The 23,142-nt window shown below is 39.2% G+C and carries 18 protein-coding genes and 3 pseudogenes; 7 read left to right on the top strand and 14 right to left on the bottom strand.

Annotated features, from left to right (window positions below; translation table 11 throughout):
* Positions 1–18: 18 nt before the first annotated feature.
* The 5 genes from GS400_RS07525 to GS400_RS07505 all read right to left on the bottom strand — a co-directional run bounded on the left by GS400_RS07525 (position 19) and on the right by GS400_RS07505 (position 6,272).
* Complete coding sequence (locus GS400_RS07525) at positions 19–1,650, bottom strand: BCCT family transporter (RefSeq protein WP_160100489.1); 1,632 nt, start codon at positions 1,648–1,650, stop codon at positions 19–21.
* Positions 1,651–1,879: 229 nt separating this feature from the next.
* Positions 1,880–2,491 (bottom strand): flavin reductase family protein, encoded by a 612-nt coding sequence (locus tag GS400_RS07520; RefSeq protein ID WP_160100487.1) that lies wholly within the window; start codon positions 2,489–2,491, stop codon positions 1,880–1,882.
* Positions 2,451–3,437: an alpha/beta hydrolase gene (locus GS400_RS07515; protein ID WP_160100485.1), complete on the bottom strand. Its 987-nt coding sequence runs from the start codon at positions 3,435–3,437 to the stop codon at positions 2,451–2,453. The genes GS400_RS07520 and GS400_RS07515 overlap by 41 nt, the downstream gene beginning before the upstream one ends.
* A gap of 161 nt (positions 3,438–3,598) precedes the next feature.
* Positions 3,599–4,474: a DUF1028 domain-containing protein gene (locus GS400_RS07510; RefSeq protein WP_160100483.1), complete on the bottom strand. Its 876-nt coding sequence runs from the start codon at positions 4,472–4,474 to the stop codon at positions 3,599–3,601.
* 130 nt (positions 4,475–4,604) lie between these two features.
* Positions 4,605–6,272: a BCCT family transporter gene (locus tag GS400_RS07505; RefSeq protein ID WP_160100481.1), complete on the bottom strand. Its 1,668-nt coding sequence runs from the start codon at positions 6,270–6,272 to the stop codon at positions 4,605–4,607.
* 577 nt (positions 6,273–6,849) lie between these two features.
* Here GS400_RS07505 and GS400_RS07500 point away from each other — a divergent pair.
* Positions 6,850–7,137 (top strand): annotated as a pseudogene (locus GS400_RS07500) (3D domain-containing protein); the annotation flags it as partial.
* Between the two features lie 194 nt (positions 7,138–7,331).
* On the opposite strand, the gene murB reads toward GS400_RS07500, so the two are convergent.
* Together murB and GS400_RS07490 are read right to left on the bottom strand one after the other, a co-directional pair.
* Positions 7,332–8,261, bottom strand: a complete 930-nt coding sequence (gene murB / locus GS400_RS07495; RefSeq protein WP_160100479.1) for a UDP-N-acetylmuramate dehydrogenase — start codon at positions 8,259–8,261, stop codon at positions 7,332–7,334.
* Positions 8,262–8,703: 442 nt separating this feature from the next.
* Positions 8,704–9,804: a M24 family metallopeptidase gene (locus tag GS400_RS07490; RefSeq protein ID WP_160100477.1), complete on the bottom strand. Its 1,101-nt coding sequence runs from the start codon at positions 9,802–9,804 to the stop codon at positions 8,704–8,706.
* 633 nt (positions 9,805–10,437) lie between these two features.
* Here GS400_RS07490 and GS400_RS20475 point away from each other — a divergent pair.
* A pseudogene (locus tag GS400_RS20475) lies at positions 10,438–10,722 on the top strand (3D domain-containing protein); the annotation flags it as partial.
* A 133-nt stretch (positions 10,723–10,855) separates the two neighbouring features.
* Here the strand turns inward: GS400_RS20475 and GS400_RS07480 are convergent.
* Entirely contained in the window at positions 10,856–11,026 is a 171-nt protein-coding gene (locus GS400_RS07480) for a hypothetical protein (RefSeq protein ID WP_160100475.1), read from the bottom strand.
* A gap of 254 nt (positions 11,027–11,280) precedes the next feature.
* On the opposite strand from GS400_RS07480, the gene hutP reads away from it, so the two are divergent.
* The 5 genes from hutP (at position 11,281) to hutG (ending at position 17,240) form a co-directional block, all read left to right on the top strand.
* The gene (gene hutP, locus GS400_RS07475) at positions 11,281–11,718 is read left to right on the top strand and encodes a histidine utilization transcription antiterminator HutP (RefSeq protein WP_160100473.1); all 438 of its coding nucleotides are present in this window, start codon (positions 11,281–11,283) and stop codon (positions 11,716–11,718) included.
* 124 nt (positions 11,719–11,842) lie between these two features.
* Positions 11,843–13,354, top strand: a complete 1,512-nt coding sequence (gene hutH, locus GS400_RS07470) for a histidine ammonia-lyase (protein WP_160100471.1) — start codon at positions 11,843–11,845, stop codon at positions 13,352–13,354.
* 13 nt (positions 13,355–13,367) lie between these two features.
* Positions 13,368–15,035 (top strand): urocanate hydratase, encoded by a 1,668-nt coding sequence (gene hutU / locus GS400_RS07465; RefSeq protein ID WP_160100469.1) that lies wholly within the window; start codon positions 13,368–13,370, stop codon positions 15,033–15,035.
* A 14-nt stretch (positions 15,036–15,049) separates the two neighbouring features.
* Entirely contained in the window at positions 15,050–16,330 is a 1,281-nt protein-coding gene (gene hutI / locus GS400_RS07460; RefSeq protein ID WP_160100467.1) for an imidazolonepropionase, read from the top strand.
* Positions 16,302–17,240, top strand: coding sequence for a formimidoylglutamase (gene hutG, locus GS400_RS07455; RefSeq protein WP_160100465.1), 939 nt, complete (start codon positions 16,302–16,304; stop codon positions 17,238–17,240). Before hutI ends, hutG begins: the two co-directional genes overlap by 29 nt.
* Positions 17,241–17,285: 45 nt before the next feature.
* On the opposite strand, the gene GS400_RS07450 is transcribed toward hutG, so the two are convergent.
* From GS400_RS07450 to GS400_RS07430, 6 genes and pseudogenes are all read right to left on the bottom strand, one after another.
* Positions 17,286–17,963, bottom strand: coding sequence for a serine/threonine-protein kinase (locus tag GS400_RS07450; RefSeq protein WP_160100463.1), 678 nt, complete (start codon positions 17,961–17,963; stop codon positions 17,286–17,288).
* Positions 17,964–18,101: 138 nt separating this feature from the next.
* Positions 18,102–19,365: pseudogene (locus GS400_RS07445) on the bottom strand (neutral/alkaline non-lysosomal ceramidase N-terminal domain-containing protein).
* A 31-nt stretch (positions 19,366–19,396) separates the two neighbouring features.
* Positions 19,397–20,188: an alpha/beta hydrolase family protein gene (locus GS400_RS07440; protein WP_160100461.1), complete on the bottom strand. Its 792-nt coding sequence runs from the start codon at positions 20,186–20,188 to the stop codon at positions 19,397–19,399.
* Positions 20,189–20,337: 149 nt separating this feature from the next.
* On the bottom strand, positions 20,338–20,463 hold the full coding sequence (locus tag GS400_RS20315) for a hypothetical protein (RefSeq protein WP_255454171.1): 126 nt from the start codon (positions 20,461–20,463) through the stop codon (positions 20,338–20,340).
* Positions 20,464–20,520: 57 nt separating this feature from the next.
* A complete protein-coding gene (locus GS400_RS07435) occupies positions 20,521–21,438 on the bottom strand; it encodes a methyl-accepting chemotaxis protein (RefSeq protein ID WP_160100459.1) in 918 nt (305 codons plus the stop codon).
* 158 nt (positions 21,439–21,596) lie between these two features.
* Positions 21,597–23,021: an aldehyde dehydrogenase family protein gene (locus GS400_RS07430; RefSeq protein ID WP_160100457.1), complete on the bottom strand. Its 1,425-nt coding sequence runs from the start codon at positions 23,019–23,021 to the stop codon at positions 21,597–21,599.
* Positions 23,022–23,142 lie beyond the last annotated feature (121 nt).

Here is a 23,142-nt window from a genome sequence, read left to right as displayed (position 1 = left end):
TGAAGAGCCTGCTTTTTCCTATGCCTGAAAATCATCTTTCTTATTAGAAGATTGCTTTTGTCGACGTTTTCGCTTCAATCGATGCAGTATTTTCTCTGAATCTAGGTGTATGGTTTTTGAAGTATATTCATCAGAAGCTTTAATATCATCAGTTGATGCCTTAATAAACGACCATGCGAGGATGATCATGATAAATAGTAAAGGAAATCCACCGACAATACTGGCTGTCTGTAACGTATTTAAACCACCTAAGAACATGAGCACTAGTGGCAAAAAGCATAACGTAAATGCCCAAAATAATCGATTCCATCGTAACGGTTCCTCTTTCACTTCTTTTTGAACAACCGATGATAAAATGTATGAGCTGGAATCAAAGGTTGTCGCTAAGAAAATGATCGCTAAAACCGTAAAGATGAATACCATAAACGGCCCAAGCGGTAATTCATTAATGATATTAATGATCGCAGTTGGGGCTCCTTGGTCATTCAATACTGAAATAACGTCATATGAGCCTGTAAGTTGCATGTGCAAACCGTAATTTCCGATAATACCAAAGAATAAAATACAACCTAATGTACCATAAAGAATCGTACCTAAAATCATCTGACGTATGGTACGGCCACGGGAGATGCGTGCGATAAACAATCCCACAAATGGGGCATACACCAACCACCATGCCCAGTAGAAAACCGTCCAGCTTTCAGGGAATTTTGTTTCTGTGAAAGGACCCATATCAGTGAATGGCTCAGTCCAGGTACTCATATGAAAGAAATTGTCCAAAATCAGACCTATACTGTTTGTTGCTGTCTCCGATAGGAATCGAGTAGGTCCGAAAATAAACACAAAGGCTAGTAAAAAGATGGCTAACCATAAATTTAAATCACTTAAAATTTTAATCCCTTTTTTCAGTCCAGAATACGCACTAATTGCAAAGATTACAGTACACAAGAGCAAAATAAAGGTTTTCAATGTTAAACTTACTTCAATTCCTGTAATCTGGTTCACACCTTGTGCAATCATTGGTGCGCCTAGCGCAAGTGTCGTTCCTGCTCCTCCCAGTAAGCCAAACATGAAGAGAATATCAATGGTTTTCCCTAAAGGTCCATCCACTTTATCTCCAAATAACGGGCGACATGCATAGCTTATTTTTAATACAGGTGTTTTACGAACATAGTAAAAGTATGCCATCGGAAGGGCTGGTAATGTATAAATCGCCCACGCAATTGGACCCCAGTGAAAAATCCCATAAGCACTGGACCATGCAATTGCTTCTTTTGTACCTGCTTCCATTCCAAATGGAGGATTTTGAAAATAATACGCCCATTCAATCGTACCCCAATATAAGATACTTGATCCTATCCCAGCACAAAACAGCATGGCTGCCCAAGAAAATGTGCTAAACTCAGGTCTTTCCCCTTCATCACCTAGCTTAACATGTCCATTTTTACTAAAAGCAACATAAATTAAAAAGAAAAATATTCCTAATCCAACGACTAAATAAAGTGATCCAACATTGGATGTGATCATACTATTCGCTTGATTAACAAACTCTTTCCCCTGATCTGGAAAAATAATAAGGGGGATTGTCACGATCAAAAGTAATGCAAGAGCGCCTATAAATGTAGGCCAATCTATTATCTTTCGATTCATGTCCTCTCTCCTTTCAAAGTTTCATTTCCTTTTTGTACGGATATCATTTCAGAAGTGATGTTGACTGGGGGATTTTGGGTTGGACATATGTTATATACCACAAGAAGAAATAACTAATCGTAAATATTACGAAATATGTCGAATTATAAGTGAGTCATATTAGAAAGGTGCTGATTTCAAGAGGTTTTATGTAAAAAAAAATCCCGCCACCATGTGACAGGATCTCCTTTTATTCAGGCCTTGGTATTGATATTTTCTTCCCTAGTTTTGCGTAATCACTTCCAGCCAGTCTTCCAATTGCATCAAGAGCCTCAGCGTCGATTTTGCCATCCTGATAAACCGCTTCATCAAAATGGAACAACACAACTTCTCCAATGATTAAGTCACAACCATTATCATCACTTCCGCCTAAAGGGATGTTTCGGTGTAGCTTACATTCCATTCTTACTTTCGCTTGTTTAATCCCTGGTACATCTACCATTTCACTATTTACTAATCTTAGGTTTGTTTGATCAATCTCGCTTACATCTTTATCATATGTCCCTGAGGTTTGGTTCATATCTTCCATATAGCTTTCATCAACGATATGAACGACAAACTCTTCGTTCTCTATAATATTTTGAGCTGTATGTTTCACGGTCTTGCCTTCTCTTCTACCCACAGAAACAGATATAAGGGGTGGTGTTGCCGTCACTACATTGAAAAAGCTAAATGGTGCGGCATTCACAATACCTTCTCCGTTTTTTGATGTAATAAATGCAATCGGCCTAGGGATCACACTACCGCTTAAAAGTTTATAATTATCCTTCCCCGTTTTGTCCTTTGGATTGATTTGTATCATTCAACATCTCCTCCCCATTTAATTTCTTAAATATTAAGGAAAAAACCTTACCCTTAATTTCTTCCCTTTCATTAAATAAATGATGCCGAGCTTTTGGCATATGGTGAATATCAGCCTTGGGGAACTTTTCCCGCAAGAACTTTAGATTAAATTTCCAATCAACCGTATCATCCAAGTCACCCTGAATGACAGAAATCGGATCATAGGAACGCCCTTGCTCTTGAATCGACTTGTTCCAACGTATTAGTGCTTCGTACCATTGAAATGGAACGCGTTTGTGCTGTAAAGGATCTTGTTTAACGAACTTTAGATAGTCCTTATTCGAACTATTGGCTCTGAACTTCCGGAAGATCCCATTTACAAATGGATTTAACAAATAATATCCGGCTTTTGTAAGCTTCCAATGCTTCGATCGAATTAAGGGAGCTGCTGTAATAATTGTAGTAAATGGATGTTTCTTTTTCTTCAAAATATAATTGATGATGATTGCACCACCAGTACTATGGCCGATTGCATGATAAGGAGGTGGAAGCTGATCTGTCATGAGATCGATCACTTTTTGCAAGGTTTGGCCATAATGATTGAATTTTTGAACCGAAGCTTTTTCTCCTCCAGACAAACCGTGTCCTTGAAGGTCATAAACAATCACTCTATATTGATACTTCGTTAAATATTCAATAATTGTTCGGAGTAGTCCTGCATGGTCAAAATATCCATGTAAAAGTAAAATGGTGCCTATGGGTTGCTCAGGTGAGTGCATTTGGACCATGATTTTTGTGTCATTCGCATATAAAACGCCCATATGAAATTTAGTATGTGGAATATCAAGTCCATAGTAGGTTAAGTATTGTTTTATCGCATGACTTGGTGCAATTGGATTTCGAAAATCAATGGGTTGGTCCCAGTTGCTTGCCTTTCTTAAGATCTCATCCATATTATGTGCCATATGCCTTTCACCCTTAAGCTCTATTTTGTATTAGATTAACCGATTTTGTAGTGTTTCACTCATTATATCGGAGTCAGCACCTTAGTGTAAATATACACTTTATGATTTATCAGACATATTAAAAAAATCACCCAGGTGCCTTTGCACCTGAGTGACCTCCTCTATACCCTTTTATTTTTCATGAAATTCAATACTTCTAAATCAATCTTTCCTTGCTCAAGTTCACGTTCTTCAAAATTTTCCTGATGAATAAAAGCAGTGAATGCTTTATGAAGAATGTTATCCGCTACGTGAACAGTTGGTAAGTACTCAAGTCGTTTAAGCTGTTGTAGTAGTTCTTCTTTTACATCCCCTTCAATCTCAGCAATATTTTCAGACTTCGTAGTGCCAAAATAAAGTTGCTGCAGTCGGTAAATACGATCCAATTCTTTAATAGGTTCATCATGCTCATCAACGCGAAGGTCTATGTAACGGTCATTGTAGCCCCCATATCCACCATGTTCTTTCACAACATAAAGCGCAGCGGATTGCTTTCCTCGTTTGTCTCCACCAGCTGACTGCCCTGCTTGAAGAGCTGCTAGCAAACGATCAGCAAGTGAGCCTTCTGATGTTTCAAACGTTGTTGACATCGCATGAACCGTTTCTTCACCTACTAAAATGTTCCCTTGTGCAGCATAATTCGTACCTGTTACACCACCTGCCCAGTTGTAGCAGTTTTCACCTGTAAATGTCGCAGCTTCTCCTTTTGCATTGACCATACCCACTTGTCTCATGGAGTGTTCAGGATCATCTTTTGTTAAAAATTCAATTGCTTCTTGTGGAGGCATACCTTGATCCATTAATACAATGCCATATGGTCCATAGGATGGGTTTGCTAAGGATTGTGTCGCCACCGCTCCAACACCTGCCTTTGCCCAAGGTACAACAGAGCCAACTCCTAAAAACTTAGATTGAACAGCTACACCTAACTCTTCTGTTTCTGGATCATAGCCTACAATTGAAAATGTGGATACAAGTTCTTTTGAATGCTTGTGCATGTTGTCTCCCCCTTTTTCCCTTTAAAATGATTAAACCTACTATATAAAACGTTTCCTTATTTATGCAAGAAACTTCACTTATCGTGCGCACATTAGTAAAGGGCCAGCACATTCGCTGACCCACACATGTTTATTCTTTCTGATCTTTATCCTTTTCTTCTTCTTCAAAATGAGCATCAACAGGCCCTTTTTGCTTTTCTTCCTTTTTCTTTCTACGACGTCTTACTCGTTCCAATATCTTTTTATAATTTAATGAGATGGTTTTCGGTTTGTAATGCTCTGAATTTCGAATGTCTCCACTTGAAGCCTTCATAAACGACCATCCAAGCATAATCATAATGAAGAGGAGCGGGAAGCCACCTACAATACTTGCGGTTTGTAAGGTTCCAAGACCTCCAAGGAACATGAGTGTTAGAGGCAATAAGCATAGTGCAAATGCCCAAAACAGACGATTCCAACGAAGAGGCTCATCTTCAACTTCTTTTTGTACAACAGATGCAAGAATATACGAACTTGAATCAAACGTTGTCGCTAAGAAAATAATCGCCAAAATGGTGAAGATGAAAATCATAAACGCTGCTAATGGTAGCTGCCCAATGATTTCAATAATCGCTTTCGGTGCTCCTTGATCATTTAAAACAGAAATGACATCAAACTCTCCAGTCATTTGCATGTGCATTCCAAAGTTTCCAATGATTCCGAAGAACAGTAAACTTCCAATTGTTCCATAAATAATGGTTCCTAAAATCATTTGACGGATAGAGCGTCCTCGGGAAATTTTAGCAACGAACAAACCTACAAATGGTGCATATACAAGCCACCAAGCCCAGTAGAAAACGGTCCAGGCTTCCGGGAATCCTGTTTTTTCATAAGGTCCCAAAGCATTGTAAGGCTCTGTCCATGTACTCATATGGAAAAAGTTATCTAACAATAATCCAATGCTGTTTGTTGTTGTCTCGGAAATGAATCGAGTTGGTCCAACAATAAAAACGAAAACAAGCAAGAAAATGGACAACCATAAGTTGATATCACTTAATACCTTGATCCCTTTTCGCAGTCCTGTATAAGCACTGATAGCAAATATGGCTGTTACAAGGGCTAAAATAAATGTTTTTAGCACCATATTTACCGGAATACCTGTGAGAGCATTAATACCTTCTGCAATCATTGGAGTCCCTAGCGCTAGGGTTGTTCCTGCTCCCCCTAACAGACCAAACATAAAGAGTACATCAATGATGGTACCAACAGGACCATCTGCATAACGTCCAATTAATGGACGTGTCGCTTCACTAACTTTTAAAACCGGCTTTTTACGAACGTAATAGAAATAAGCCATTGGAAGAGCCGGCAATGTGTATATTGCCCATGCAATCGGTCCCCAGTGGAAGATTCCATACGTACTTGCCCAAGCAATAGCATCTTTTGTATTCGCTTCAATACCGAATGGAGGTCCTTGATAGTAATACGCCCATTCGATCGTTCCCCAATACAGAATACTTGAACCAATCCCTGCACAGAAAAGCATTCCTGCCCAGGAGAAGTTATTGAATTCTGGTTTTTCCCCAGCATCACCTAACTTGACTCTTCCATTTTCACTAAAAGCTACATAAATAAGAAAAAAGAAAATGCCAAGTCCAACTAATAAGTAGAGAACCCCAAAATTCGTCGTAACAAACGTATTCGCTGCATTAACATACTCTGTTCCCTTATCCGGAAAAAGGACTAAAGGAACAACAACTAATAATAATAAGAAAAAGGCTCCTATAAACGTAGGCCAATCAATTAAACGGTTTTTCATGAAGGTTACTCCTTTACATAGTTGATTCATTGATAGGCTTATCTTTGGCTAGGAACTTTTTTTTATTCAGAACGCAAGCTTAATATCTTTAATAACCAAAATTATGTAATAATTATTTTAAAAAAATATTATCGTAATGTTTACATGTATATACATGCATGTTAGCTTAACGATTGAAGGTAATCCAAATATTTCATTGCAATCTAATTCTTGCTTAAAAGCTTGTTCCGAAAAATGAATGTTTTCGAATGCCTTCAAATGATTTTGAGGAGGTTTCATCATGAGAACAAACATCATGAAAATCGTAACAGCTGCATCTGTATTATTCGGATATATTGGATTTAATGCTTATCATGTGTATGCTTTCGATAGCACAGCTAATGACATGACAACTGTTGAAAAACATGAACAAGAAGAAAAAGCTACAGCATTCCTTTCAGCTGAACTACCAATTAAAAAAATGAAATTAGACAAAAAAGAAGCTAAACTACTAGAACGCGATCAAGAAACAAATAAAAAGGTAACAAAAGACAAGCAGACAAAAGAAAAACAATCCTCTGACGTTGTTCGCACCCTACAAGTTGAAGCAACAGCTTATACAGCATTCTGTGACGGATGCAGCGGCATTACGAGAACAGGACAAAACTTAAGAAAAAATCCAAATCAAAAAGTTATCGCGGTTGACCCAGATGTAATTCCATTAGGATCTAAAGTCTATGTTGAAGGCTATGGCACAGCAATCGCAGGAGATACCGGTAGCGCAATCCAAGGTAACCGTATCGATGTGTTTATCCCTTCTCAATCAAAAGCAATGGACTTCGGTCGTCGCCATAATGTTACCGTAAAAATCCTTTCAAAAGCATAAGAAATGAAATGATTTGGACGAACCGTCACTTCGATTAGTGGCGGGGATACATATACGAAAAGTGGAAGCGCCCGTTTAGCAACGGATGGACTTCCCTCGCCTCCTTTGCTGGAGCTAGACATTAAAAAAATAGACAATAAAAAACACCACTGAAATCAGTAGTGTTTTTATAATCTTATAGATTTACTTTCAACTTATTTCTTCTCCTCTAAATCCTCACCGAGAATTTTCACTTCACGTTCTAAAGCTACACCGAATTTTTCTTTTACCGTTTTTTGAACCATCTCAATAACAGAAATATAATCAGTAGCCGTGCAATTTTCTTTATTTACGATAAAGCCAGCGTGTTTCGTAGATACTTCTGCTCCACCAACACCTTTTCCTTGCAACTCGCTATCCTGAATAAGTTTTCCAGCAAAGTATCCAGGTGGTCGTTTGAATACACTCCCACATGAAGGGAACTCTAAAGGCTGTTTTGATTCACGCTTATACGTTAAGTCATCCATAACAGCTTTAATATCATCATATTCGCCTGGCTCAAGCTTGAACCCTGCTTCCAAGACGATATATCCTTTATCCGGAATGTTACTTGAGCGATATTCAAGATCTAAATCCTCAGGTGCAAGCTTTAATAAATCGCCATTGGGATCTACCACTTTTGCATACTCAAGGCAATCTTTAATCTCTCCACCATAGGCTCCCGCATTCATAAACAAAGCGCCTCCCACAGTACCTGGGATTCCACATGCGAACTCAAGTCCTGAAAGATGTTCATCAAGCGCTCTTCTAGAAGCATCAATAATTGCCGCTCCACTTTGAGCCACAATACGATTATCTTCACGTGAAATCGTATCAAGCTTCTTCAAGCTTAGTACAATCCCACGAATACCACCATCTTTTACAATTAAGTTGGAGCCATTACCAAGTAAGGTAAAGGGAACATCAACTTTATTTGCTAATTTAACAATATTTTGAACTTCATCATAGCTAGTTGGTGTTACAAAAAGATCAGCCCTACCTCCTAGTCGAGTATAGGTATGATTTCGAATATGTTCATCAACCAAAATGTTTTCTTTCGATGTAATGTCGAGCAACTTTTCATATGCATGTTGATATTTAACCAAAATAAATCATTCCTTTATAAGAAGTAACAAACAACGGTTCTCTATATAATTGAATCGTATTGAAGTCTAAGTACTCTTCAATACTCTATATCACAAAATCGTCCATACAACACATGATATATAAAATTGCTTTAACAAGCAACGAAGAACAGTCTTTTAGGGAAAATGCCTCACATGTATTATATGTAAGAAAGTGAAGAACGTAATTGGAATTTTGGAATTTTTGGATGGTTTAATGGTGGATTGCTCTCTGGAGATGAGCGTCGGTTTTTGTTGTTGAGCGTAGCTTTCAAAACTTGTACGTCAATTCAGTTGTGTATTAGCGCTTGTTTTCCGGTTTTGTGCGTAGGATCTATATACTACGGTACCCATTTTGCACTAAATCCACTTTAGCATAAGTCCAGAAAAAGACCCCCAGCCTACGCTAGGGATCTCTCCATTTTCATCCTATGATCTGTAATTCTTTCGGATACTTCGTTAGCGTCTCATGTCCTTCTTTTGTGATAAGAACATCGTCTTCAATGCGAACGCCACCTACATTCGGGTCATAGATGCCTGGTTCAATTGTGTACGTCATCCCTATTTTAAGGAGATCATTATTTAAATGACTCATAGATGGGAATTCGTGTACATTAATGCCTAATCCATGCCCAATACGGTGTGGAAATAAATCGCCATACCCTGCATTGATAATCATATCGCGAGCAATTTTATCTAAATCACCAATTCTGTTACCAGGCTTGCTTGCTTCAAGTGAAGCTATTTGCGCTGACAGTACTGTATTATAGATTTCTTTTTGCTCATTAGATACTTCTTTATAAATAACGGTACGAGTAATGTCTGATGTGTAACCATCAAGGACAACACCTAGATCAAATAACACGAGATCACCTTTTTGAAGCTTACGATCTCCAGGATTCCCGTGTGGATGACCAGATTTCTCACCGAATAGCACCATGGTAGAGAAGGACATTTCACGGATGCCTTTTTTCTTAAGCTCGTACTCAATCTTTGCGAGTACTTCCATTTCCGTAATACCTTCTTGAAGCGCTTCGACTCCAACCTTCACACCATAATCAGCAAACTCTGCTGCACGGCGGATGATCGCAATTTCATCTTCATCTTTTACAACGCGCATCTCGTTTAACTTCTCTTCAATCGGACGTACCTTTGCTGTCTGGAACAATGCTTGCAAAGCCCGACTACGTAAATATGTAAGAACCTCTTCTTCAAACGCTATCAAGTTTGCATTGGAAACATCTCGTTTATCAACGGACTCTTTGATAAGATCCCATGGGTTTTCATGATCTGCATACCCAATCACTTCATAAGGCCAGCCTGAATCCTTCACTTGTCCCACTTCCATTCCTGGTACGACAAACAATGGCTCAGCATCCTGGAACACAAAAAGTCCCATTAGGCGTTCATGTGGATCGGTGTGGAAGCCTGTTAAATAAAATACATTCTCAGTTGAGTTTATAAAGGCTACATCTGTTTCTTGTTCTTTTAACCAATTCGATAATTCTTTTAATCGCTTTGTCATATATTTCTCCCCCTTTTATTGACCTTTAACTGTTTTCATACATTATGTTTGTAATCGATTACTTTCTATATATAATCATACGTTAATTTTGTTGCTGCGAAAAGTAAAGATGAGTTCCCTATTGTAGTAATAATAGAAGCTGTTCCAACTTGAATAGTTATTATAAACCTTTCATCCTCCTACATTGCTAGAAATGCTTTTTTATACATCATGTGTAACATAAAGCCTCATTTGTAACATATTGTAATCTTTGTATTCAATTTGTCTTGTAAATGTTACCTACCTTTAATATGCATGTCCTAGACCTGCTGCTATAATTAGCTAAGGTTAATAAAGACAGGAGGAACGATCATGAAAAAGACAATCATGACTTCAATTGTTGGGCTCCTTATCGTTTTAGGTTTAGTAGGAAATACTGTAGTAGATCAAAAAGGACTTCATGCAGAATCCATAAAAGATGAACATAAAGAAAATACTTCAGATAAAAAAGATACAACAGCTAAAGATGTAGAAACAAGCAAGAAAAACCTCGAGAAGAAAGAAGCCAAAACGAAAAGATTTAAAAAGGTTGAAAAGCCAGCTAAAAAAGCAACAAAAAATACAAGGACGAAAGCCGCTTCTAAGTCTAAGAAAAAAATCACTATGGAAGCGACAGCATATACAGCGAATTGCACAGGGTGCAGCGGCATTACAAGAACAGGTATTAACTTAAAAGCCAACCCAAACCAAAAAGTGATTGCAGTTGATCCAAACGTCATCCCATTAGGAACAAGAGTGTATGTAGAAGGTTACGGAACAGCAATAGCGGGAGATACTGGCGGAGATATTAAAGGGAACCGCATTGACGTCTTCATCCCTAATCGTCAGGACGCACTAAATTTCGGACGTCGTCAGGTGACCGTTACGGTACTTGGTTAATTTAATATAGATAAGAAGAAACGTCTGGCATGGGCCAGGCGTTTTTTAAATTAACTTTTTATACAAAAAAAATCACCGCTCACGACTGAACGGTGACCCTTATGTGCATATCCTCTGACGGTTCATTATTGTACTATTGTTCTTCTGGTTGATGCTTAATAGCTGCATCGGATTTGCCGAATTCGCTATCCTCTCCACCAACTGTTGCTGCATTGGTTGGTTGCACCTCTTGTTGTTCTTGCTCTTGTTGGTTCTGATAGTCCTTTTCGAATAATTCACGTGCTTTGGAGAACAGAATTGTCATAGCGAATCACCATCCCTTTTTATTGTTACAGAGCGATTCCCTGTGGTTTTTTATGTAAAACTCAAAAAGTTAAAAAATTTTTATAAAATAGTAACTTTTCCTTATCTATTCAAACCACCCTCCTTTACCCTATTAATATATCAGCTTGATAATTGACTAAATTTCCCAATCAGTTCCATTGACACATTTTATTGAAAACGAATACAATAAAAGAAGATATTAGTCACTAGTTTAAAGTAAATGGAGTATAGTTTATGACAAAGACTGTAAATATTGGCAAGATGGCTGTTTTAATAGCAACTTTATCCGAAGAAGAACTCATTCATTTCGAGGATCAGCTCAAAGGCTATACATACTGCAGCGGAAAAGCTGGCTCTATGAATATGCAAAAAGTCATTTCATCCGTTGAAACAGCTGCTAAGCGGAACGGCATCATTCAAGATGAAGTGTATCGAGAAACCCATGCGTTATATCACGCTATATTAGAAGCATTAGAAGGTGTAACACGTGGCCAGCTCGCTATAGGAGATACGATGCGAACCGTAGGACTTCGTTTCACAGTTGTTCGAGGACGCCCATACGACCGACCACAAGAAGGCGAATGGATTGCCGTTTCCTTTTATGGAACAATTGGGGCTCCTGTTAAGGGACTTGAACACGAAACAATTGGTTTAGGAATTAATCACATTTAATCATAAAAGTTGCCTATAGTTAATAGCAAATAGGAGGCGACAATGGTACCCGTATGCCATTGTCGCCTTTTTTATTAGATTTGAACCGGCACTTTTGCTTCAGAAAATAAAGGAGGTTTTTAGATTGCTAGAAATTACAGGAGATTCATTGCGTATAGATGATATCATCCGAGTCAGTTATCACAACGAGCCTGTTCAAATTGCTCCTACTTCTATGGAAAACGTAAAGCATAGCCATCAAACGGTACAAAAGATCGTCGCTAGTGGAAAAAACGTATATGGCATTAACACAGGGTTCGGAAAATTTAGCGATGTATCCATTCCAGAACAAGACGTAAATGACTTACAACTCCATCTGATTCGATCCCATGCATGCGGAGTTGGAGACCCATTTCCCGAAGTGGTTTCTAGAACGATGATTTTACTTCGACTTAATGCATTAATTAAAGGATATTCCGGCATTCGTCCAATCGTTGCTGAAAAACTATTAACTTTGTTAAATGAGCAAATTCATCCTGTCATTCCCCAACAGGGATCATTGGGAGCATCTGGTGACCTTGCCCCCCTATCTCACTTGGCTCTTGTGCTAATAGGGGAAGGAAACGTTACCTATAAAGGAGAAGTAAAAAAGACAGAAGAAGTGTTCAATCAAAAAGGGATTAATCCTATATCCCTACAGGCAAAAGAAGGGCTTGCTCTTATTAACGGTACGCAGGCCATGACCGCTATGGGAGTAATAAACTTTATAGAAGCTGAACGGCTCGCCTATCAGAGTGAATGGATTGCTGCAATGACGATGGAAGGATTAGAAGGCATAACGGACGTCTTCCATCCTGCCATTCATGAAGCCCGAGGCTATTCTCAACAAATTGATGTGGCCAAACGTATGCGTAATCTACTCCAAGGAAGTCAATTAACCACACATCAAGGTGAAAAACGTGTTCAGGATGCCTACTCACTAAGGTGCATCCCTCAGGTTCATGGCGCAACATGGCAATCTCTTGACTACATCAAAGAAAAACTAGAAATTGAAGCAAACGCAGCAACAGATAATCCGCTTATTTTGGATGATGGCGCAACTGTCATATCAGGAGGGAATTTTCATGGTCAACCGATTGCCCTGGCGATGGACTTCATGAAAACAGCAGTTGCTGAACTTGCGAACATTTCAGAACGCAGAGTGGAACGACTGGTCAATCCCCAGTTGAATGACCTCCCTGCTTTTCTAAGCCCTGAACCCGGACTTCAGTCTGGCGCGATGATTATGCAATACAGTGCTGCATCCTTAGTATCGGAAAATAAAACATTAGCGCATCCAGCGAGTGTTGATTCCATTCCATCATCTGCAAACCAAGAAGACCATGTTTCTATGGGAACCATTGCAGCACGTCATGCTTCACACATTATTCAAAACAGTCGCCGTGTCCTAGCTATCGAACTCATCTGTGCATTACAGGCGGCTGAATACCGAGGAACTGAAAAAATGGCTCCTCTCACTAAAAAATTGTGGCAACAAGTCAGAACTATTTGCCCTTCCATCACCGAAGACCGCATCTTCTCAGAGGATATTGAACGTGTAACCCAATGGCTACAAACGGAATCCTTCCAATGGAATCCGTCTCTCATCAAATCATAAGGAGGAATCAGTTATGACGGTTGAACAACGTAATGTAAAAGCCAAAAAAGGATTAGAACTTGAGTGTAAAGGATGGGAACAGGAAGCGGTTCTTCGTATGCTGTATAACAACCTCGACCCAGAAGTTGCTGAAAAACCTGAGGAATTAGTGGTATATGGAGGTATCGGGAAAGCTGCACGTAACTGGGAAGCCTTTGACTCTATTGTTTCCACTCTTCGCCGACTAGAAAATAATGAAACTATGCTTGTCCAATCTGGTAAACCTGTAGCTGTTTTCAAAACCCATGAAGCAGCACCACGTGTTCTATTATCTAACTCTGTTCTCGTGCCAAAATGGGCAAACTGGGAGCATTTTCACGAATTAGATCAAAAAGGCTTAATGATGTATGGCCAAATGACCGCAGGAAGCTGGATTTATATTGGTACCCAAGGAATCTTACAAGGAACATACGAAACGTTTGCCTCTGTTGCTAAACAACATTTTGGCGAGTCTCTAAAAGGAACAATCACACTTACAGCTGGCCTCGGAGGCATGGGTGGTGCTCAACCATTAGCTGTCACCATGAACGGTGGCGTTGTCATTGCCGTTGAAGTTGATCCTGTTCGTATACAAAAACGTATCCAAACGAAATACTGCGACAAGATGACCGAGTCTATTGATGAGGCAATTGAATGGGCGCAAGAAGCAAAAGAGCAAGGAAATCCATTATCGATCGCATTACGTGGAAACGCAGCGGATTTGCACCACGAACTACTTAAGCGTGATATCGAGATTGATATCGTGACGGACCAAACATCTGCACACGATCCCCTAAATGGATACGTACCATCAGGTTATACACTAGATGAAGCAGATGAGCTACGTAAACGAGATCAAGCCAAATACGTTGAGCTTTCTTCAAAATCTATGGCAAAACACGTAGAGGCTATGCTCGAATTCCAAAAGAATGGTTCCATTGTATTTGATTACGGGAATAACATTCGCCAAGTAGCCGAAGACCATGGTGTAAAAAATGCGTTTGACTTCCCGGGATTTGTTCCAGCTTATATTCGTCCATTATTTTGTGAAGGAAAAGGTCCTTTCCGTTGGGCTGCATTATCTGGAGACCCTGAAGACATTTATCGGACAGACCAGCTGATCAAGGAGCTTTTCCCAGAAAACGAAGCACTCATTCGTTGGATCGATATGGCCCAAGATCAGGTTAGCTTCCAAGGCCTCCCTTCTCGCATTTGCTGGTTAGGCTATGGTGAACGCGTCAAAATGGGGCTTGCGATCAATGAACTTGTGAAAAAAGGCGAGTTAAAAGCTCCAATTGTAATCGGCCGCGACCATCTTGACTGTGGTTCTGTTGCCTCTCCAAACCGAGAAACGGAATCCATGAAGGATGGCAGTGATGCTGTAGCTGACTGGGCGGTTCTAAACGCTCTTGTAAACACAGCTGCAGGCGGATCCTGGATCTCCTTCCACCATGGCGGAGGCGTTGGCATGGGATATTCCTTACATGCAGGAATGGTCGCAGTTGCTGATGGCACAGACCTTGCAACAGAACGCTTAGAGCGCGTATTGACTTCAGACCCTGGTATGGGCATCGCTCGTCATGCTGATGCAGGTTATGAAAAAGCTATTGATGTAGCTAACGAAAAAAATGTTGATATTCCAATGTTGAAGAAAAATAAATAAAAGGAGATGAGACTATGACCTATGAAACGCTCATTCATAATATCGGACAGCTCGTATTACCCAAACAATCATCGCTTCCACTTAAGGGGGAAGACATGAAAAACCTTCACGTAATTGATAATGCCGCCCTAGCAATTTCTAATGGAAAGATCGCTTGGGTTGGCTCAAATCACGAAGGAAAATCTCTACAAGCAACTGAAAAAATCGATGCTAAGGGTCGTCTCGTTTCCCCCGGTTTAGTGGACCCTCATACCCATCTCGTTCACGGAGGTTCACGTGAAAAAGAGATGTCCCTAAAACAACAAGGCGTCCCATACCTAGAGATCTTAAAACAAGGTGGTGGAATTCTTTCCACTGTCGAAGCAACTCGCTCTACATCAGAAGAAGACTTATATGAAAAGGCAGCTTTTCATATAGAGCGTATTATGTCTTATGGTGTTACAACGGTAGAAGCAAAAAGTGGTTATGGCTTAGATGCTGAAACGGAATTGAAACAATTACGTGTGGCGAAAAAACTAGCCAACGCATACCCGATCAATCTCGTTTCAACATTTTTAGGACCACACGCTATTCCAAAATCCTATAAAGGCAATGAAGAAGCGTTCCTTTCTGAGATGATTGACTTACTAGAAACGGTAAAAAAAGAAGATCTTGCAGAATTCACCGATATCTTTTGTGAAACTGGGGTATTTACGATTGAACAATCTCGCCGTTTCATGGAAGCTTCAAAAGACCATGGTTTTGGCGTGAAAATTCATGCAGATGAGATCGATCCTCTAGGAGGAACTGAACTAGCTACATCCATGGGAGCAGCAAGCGCAGATCATCTTGTAGCCGCTTCAGACGAAGGCATTAAAGGACTTGCTGAAACAGATACAGTAGCTGTTCTTTTACCAGGAACGACCTTCTACCTTGGTAAAGACAGTTATGCACGTGGTCGTGAAATGATCGATAGCGGTGCAAGTGTTGCCCTTGCTACAGATTTTAATCCTGGTAGCTGTGTTACAGAAAACCTGCAACTGATTATGTCTCTAGCAGCTTTAAAACTTAAAATGACACCAGAAGAAATATGGAATGCCGTTACAGTCAACGCAGCTCACGCCATTGGACGTGGTGAGCAAGCAGGTACGCTAGATGTTGGCTCTTCTGCTGACCTTGTCATTTGGGATGCACCGAACTACATGTACATTCCATATCACTACGGTGTGAATCATACGTCCCTTGTAATGAAAAACGGTAAAACGGTTTGGGAAAGGAAGGAATCTCATGGGCTTCACCTATCTCGATCCTACTAAATCCGCCAAATTTAAAGATCGCTATGTAACCAAAATTGATGAAACGATCAAACCCTATAGTGGAAGCGAAACCGGTGATATTGGCATCATCGGCCTCCCTTCCTCTAAATCATCTATATCTCTATCGATGGCAGCGAATGCTCCATCTACCATAAGAGCTGGTTTAAGTTCTTTTTCAACTTATTCTGCAACTCAACAAAAGGACTTTGATGATAGGAGGATCCTTGACTTTGGAGATGTTCCCATCCATCCAACGAGTGTCGAGGATACACTCGATCGACTTCATATTTCGATTGAGGAGATGCTACAAAAGGGAGTCTGTGACCGCTACATCATGCTTGGTGGTGACCACGGTGTGAGCTACCCTTCAATCCATGCGTTCAAGAAAAAGTATGGACGTATCGGAGTTATTCAATGGGATGCCCACCATGATGTGAGAAACTTAGAAGATGGCGGACGCACAAATGGCACTCCTTTTCGTAGCTTGCTAGAAGGCCAAATCTTAAATGGTGAGGATCTCGTACAAGTCGGAATTCGAGATTACTCCAATGCAGAAGAGTATGACCGCTATGCAAAAGAAAAAGGCATTCACGTTTATACAATGGATGATGTAGAGGAAGAAGGAGTTGTATCTATTATCAAGAAAGAACTTGCTCGCCTTGAAAATCAAGTAGACATGATCTATCTTTCAGTCGATATGGATGCAGTCGATCAGGCATTCGCACCAGGATGTCCTGCTATTGGGCCAGGAGGATTCACTAGCCGTGAACTCCTATCTAGTGTAAAAACAGCAGCACAACATCCTATGGTAAAAGCGATGGACATTGTAGAAATTGATCCTTCAAAAGATGTAAGAGATATTACCAGCAGACTTGCAGCTCATGTGATGATGCGATTTATGTATAAATAAAAGCTAAATGCCCTGGAATTATATAGTTTCCAGGGCATTTTTATATTAATCTCTTCTCGCTTTAAACTTCATGATCATTTTCATAAAATCTTCGAATGAGGAAGAATGTTTTGACCATTGGTTATACCACTTTCGTACAGTCTCTACTAACCAAAAAGGAATAGCCTTACGATCAATTAGATGATAATGATCATGATATGCTTGCATAAGGTGCTCCCAACGATAGTCATTTCCAGACTTCGCATATTCTGATACATCTATAATCTTTGCTCTACCATCTTGTAATAATATATTACGAAGATGAATATCGCGAGGGTTTAATCCTTTCTCCCGTACATATCCTCTTGCATCCTCCACATCTTTTATGACCTGTTCTGGAATATGAATACCTTGAAGAATACAGTCATAGAGCGTTACACCTTCTTCGTAACGTAAAACGAGCCATCGATCATCCGCTTCAAAACACTTGGGAAAGTAAGGAGATTCCCCTAACATACGGTAGATCCGCTCTTCTTCTTTAATTTTATAAACCTTATCTTTCGCATATAGTTTAAAGGCATAAAGTGGAGCATGAATTGTTTGGAAAACAGCTGCATCTGTTCCTACACCAACACACCTGATATCTTTATGATCACCATCTATAGACACAGGTTCATTGTTAGGATTTGAAGTCACATTAATTTGAGAAAGAGCATGACTTGCCATCCTCCATCCATCTACCATGTGATGACTCCCTTCATATTCTATTTCTTAATAATATGTTGCTTATTAATAGAATACTACACAATCCGTGCTTTTTATGAGGGTAGTCTTATAATAAATTCATTGGAAATGCTCAAGAAAGTTTTATCAAAATCAGCCTTAATCCCTTTTATACAACCCTATAACCTCCATAACAACATTGTCTGCTGCATCCTCAACTGGAGGCATCCATAAGCCGGTCATTGGACCATAAACTACAGGGTTTAATTCAACTTCGTACCCTCCATATGGATAAGCTTCTTTTGTTGGTAAGTAGCCTAGGTATCCGTTTGTATATCCACCAAAAAACATTAAGTCATCATCCAGCTGTTCTTGTAACTCAATCGCCACCTCAGAAAATGGCTCCATTGGAATGCCAGCAAATGAACCTTTATTGATTTGAAGCATTTGAATTTCTAAATCAATAGACAGTTTTGTGATATCTTTAGATTGTTTCTTCAAGATCGCTTCATGCCACTTGTCCGTATTGACTCCCCACTGTTCCTGAGCCAACTCAGCCATTCGTTTAATCCCCTCTGGGTCGGGGATTTCTTTAAGATTCATAGACATTTTGGTTGAACGGGTTTGTAATTTAGATATCGTAGAAAACTGAATTTGTGGAATCATGGTTAAAATATGACCACTTACCTTATATGCCATATGCTTCAATGCTTCCATTGACCCTCGATATTTTGCGTTAACATTTCCTGCAGCACCTTGAACGACAATAACAGGACAACCTAATGCTTTACTTAGAATCTCTCTTGTCAGACCTGGATAATCAGCAGATAGACGGTTGCTGTCTTTTTTCAGGACATTAGGATGAGCGGTACAAAAGACCATTACACCTTTCATATCACTGGTTGATTCATCTCTTATCGCCAGTACACCAAGACGACGATCTACAATTCCATCCAAGTTCGTTCCCATTTTCACTTTGCCGTCTGAGCCCATTTCTCTTCGATTATCACCTATATCTACATGTGTTACTTCCCAACCAACTGTCGCATCCTTTAATCGTTCGTTTGCTTTTTGCAGCATGTAGAGTATTAGAAATTAAAGTAGTTTTATAAGCTTTTACTAAAGATTGTTCACTAGCAGTCGCAGGTCCAGAATGAGTATGAGTATAACAAACTGTGATCTTCTCCTTGTTTAGGTTTAGTTCTCTAGCAATCTCATTTCGAATCTCATCTGTGTCCTCAACTAACATGCCAGCATTATCTACACTAATGAATACTGATTTCTCTTCTTTATGCTCAAAAACAAAGGCTGTTGCATATAAATGCTCATCAATTGCCGTAATTCCTTCAGGTCTATGGTATCCAATGAAGTCAATACCTAAAGGAGGTGTGATGTCTACCGTAAATACTCCTACATTACTCAAGTTTATCTCTCCTATATATATAAAGCTTATTTTATTGATTCACATTTTCTAAAATCCAATCGACCCATAACTCTTTGGTGGAGCTTCTTAGTTCTCTTCCATGACCGATTCCCTTTTTAAATACTGCCTTTACTTTATCGGCTCCAGCTTCTTTTAGAGCTTGATAGAAATTTTCTGTATGGTAAGATCGAATGCTTTTATCCTCATGGCCATGAAGAAGTAAGATAGGTTTATCTTTAATTTCATGTATGTATTTTTTGGGGTTGCACTTATGATTTCCTTTAATAAAGTTAGCCCATTCTTCCTCATCTAAATGACGAAATACATTCTCATGACATCTTTTTAAAAAAGGATAGATGCTAGATAAATCTGTTTCAGGTAATTCTTCATCCTGATTTTGTTCTGATGGTTCAAGTAAAGGACAAAATGCTACAGCAGCGTCGACTAAGTCAGAAACACCTAATGCACTCATCGTAATTGCTCCTCCATAGCTATTCCCAACTAGAACAATATGATCGATATCCCAAGAGATATCTTCTTGAGAAGCTAAGTCCTGAGTTTCACCCTTAGATAGAAGTTCTATCCCAAGTAAAGCACCTTCTAAAGAACTTTCAGGACCAAAACTTCCATAACTTTGCCAACTGCCAGGGTATCGTGCATTTAAAACTGTAAATCCTAAATCAGCTAGTGGAGTTCCCATATCCTCTACGATGGGGTGATTAGGCAAACCTGGTAGCCATACTAATCCAATTCGTTTGTTGTTATCCTGACTTGGTACATGTACATTCCCTATGATCTCTTTATTTCTCACAAAATATTGCATGGTTCCTCCCCCCCTTTTAAAATATATTAAATCCAATTATTCCAAAAGTAGGGAATGAACTCAATCTTTTTTCATATAAAAAGCACTTTTCTCTTTATTGAAAAGTGCTAGATAATACATATTACCGAATCTCAAAATATCGGACATTATTACAATTTCTCTTTGTAGTCCCCATTTGTAAAATCATCTAGTACCTTTCTCCAAAACACTTGAAAGTCTTTGTTTTCAGGTAATTGAGATACTTCCCATTTACCAGGAAGATGAAAACATAACATAAGAAAAGCAACAGGAAGAGTTCCTGTTGCTTAATTCTTTTACATTTTCTTTTTCTTTTAAATAATGTCCGTTAATTTGTCTGCTTCTTCTTTTAAAGCTTCCCCTGACGCAACAACTTCTTGATAACCACTAGAGGCGACTTGGATTTGTTGCACAGCTTCCTCTACATCGTTTTGAATTTTCTCAGTTCCTGATGTGATATTTGAAATTTCGCTTGTGAATTTTTCAATGCTACTCTTTACCTCTCCGATAGAGTGCTCTACCTGGGTAGATAATTTACGTACCTCTTTCGCTACAACATCAAAACCTCTGCCATGCTCACCAGCTCTAGCTGCTTCAATCGCTGCATTTAAAGATAATAAATTGGTTTGAGATGCAATCTCACGTATCGTTTTGACCACACCCTGAATTTCATTTGCTTGGGCCTTTAAATCATTCAACACTTGTGTATTCCCTTTTGAGACAGCCGCGATTTGTTCCACTTGTTCATTTAAATTTTCATGATGTCTTAATCCTTCTTCGGCGCGTTGATTTAAGGTTTTGGACATATCTTGAAGACTTTCCACAACTTCTTGAATGTCTCCTTGTCGCTCTGTTATATTCGTTGCTACCTTAAGAACACCTATTACCTGGTTATCTTCATAAATTGGCATATATGTAGCTTCTAACCAGACTTCATTGCCATAAGCATCTTTACGATTAATTTTATCCTGAAAACTATTTCCTTTTAGGAGGCTGTTCCAAAATGCTTCATAATTTGAACTTTGAACAAATGATTCAAAACAAAATTCTTTATGATGTAATCCAATCATATCGTTTTGATTCTGAAATCTCATAGTGTTTGAAAATAGTGAATTTACATATGATACTCTGCGATCAGTTCCAAATTGAATAATAGCTAAATTACTTTCCATTGCTTTAAATAACAAATCCTGTTGTACATCGTGATCCTCAATAGTATTAAGCAAAAGCATACTCCCCCACTTGATCAAAATAGTCAACGCTCAAAGTCTCAGTATCTAAATATTATATAAATTATAACTTTATTAAATAGGGTTATCAATTTATTAGCACTATTTTAAAACTTAAAAAGGCATGAGTGAAAACACTCATGCCTTTGTTTCATATCTAATTATGAAGGAAACCCTAGAATAGCTTTTGTTTCTAGGAATTCATCAATACCATGGTCGCCCCACTCACGTCCGATACCAGATTGTTTGTACCCACCAAATGGTGCTGCAAAGTCTGGTGCTGCGTTATTGACCACGATTCGGCCAGCACGGATGCTAGAAGCTACTTTCTTAAGTGTATCTGGGTCTTGGCCAACTACATATCCAGCCAAGCCATACACAACATCATTACTGATCTCGATCGCTTCGTCTACTGTGTCATACGTAATGATTGACATAACAGGTCCGAAGATCTCTTCTTGAGCAATTGTCATATCATTTTTTACATCCGTGAAGACAGTTGGTTTTGCATAGTATCCTGTCTCAAGTCCTTCAGGTTTCCCTGTACCACCAGCTAGTAGTGTTGCACCTTCTTCAATCCCTTTTTCAATATAAGATTGAACACGGTCCCATTGTTTTTGAGCAACAAGTGGTCCTACAAAGCTTTTCTCTCTTGGGTTACCAACAGGGAATTTATTTAGTACATTTTTAACCGCTTCTTCAAATGACTCTTTCATAGATGCAGGGATTAAAACTCTTGTTGCTGCGGAGCAAACTTGCCCTGAGTTCATCGCAATGTTATTAACTGCTGTTTTAGCAGCTACTTCTACATCTGCATCATCTAATACAACAAGTGGTGATTTACCACCTAATTCAAGTGAAACACTCTTAATTGTATGAGAAGCATTTTGCATAATTTTAGTACCTACACCAACAGAACCTGTGAAGGATACGAGGTCAATATCAGGGTGAGAACTAATGCCATCACCAATCACTTCACCTGAACCATTTACAAGGTTAAATACGCCTTTTGGAACACCTGCTGCGTCAATAATCTCTGCTAGAATAATAGCTGCAAACGGTGTTAACTCGGAAGGCTTTAATACGACTGGGCTACCTGCCGCGAGAGCACTAGCAATCTTTGTTGACGTCTGGTTTGTTGGGAAGTTCCAAGGTGTAATTAGTCCACTAACCCCTACAGAATCCTTCATAACGGTATGCCCGCCACGATCCTCTTCGAATTTGAAATCCTTTAGAGATTTGGCAGCTTGTGAAAAGTGAGCATATCCCATGTTGTAATGTACCTTTTCGGAGATTTTAAGTGGAGAACCAAGTTCATCTGTCATAACATCAATTAGTTCATCTTTTCGTTTAGCGTACTCTTCAGCTATTTTCTCAAGCATTTCAATACGCTCTTCTTTTGAAGTCTGTGAGAAATATGGGAATGCCGCACGAGCAGCTGCTACTGCTCTATCTAGATCTTCTTTTGTACCCATACTAATTGTCCCCATAACCTCTTCAGTAGCTGGGTTAATCACATCTTCTTTTTCTGAACCTGTTGAATCTACCCATTCACCATTAATGTAATGTTTTAAGTTAATTCGCATACTTACAGTCTCCTTTTATATAAAAGTTTTGCTAGCTTTTAAAAGCCCACATTATATAACCCCAAAACTGTTTCCTTGAACTGCCAACCTGAAACATTCAACACCACTTTCAGTATGTAAG

It is taken from the genome of Pontibacillus sp. HMF3514 (genome assembly GCF_009858175.1).
Lineage (GTDB): Bacteria > Bacillota > Bacilli > Bacillales > BH030062 > Pontibacillus.
The sequence above is the reverse complement of the archived record's forward strand: the minus strand, read 5'-3'. Positions and strand labels throughout refer to the sequence as shown.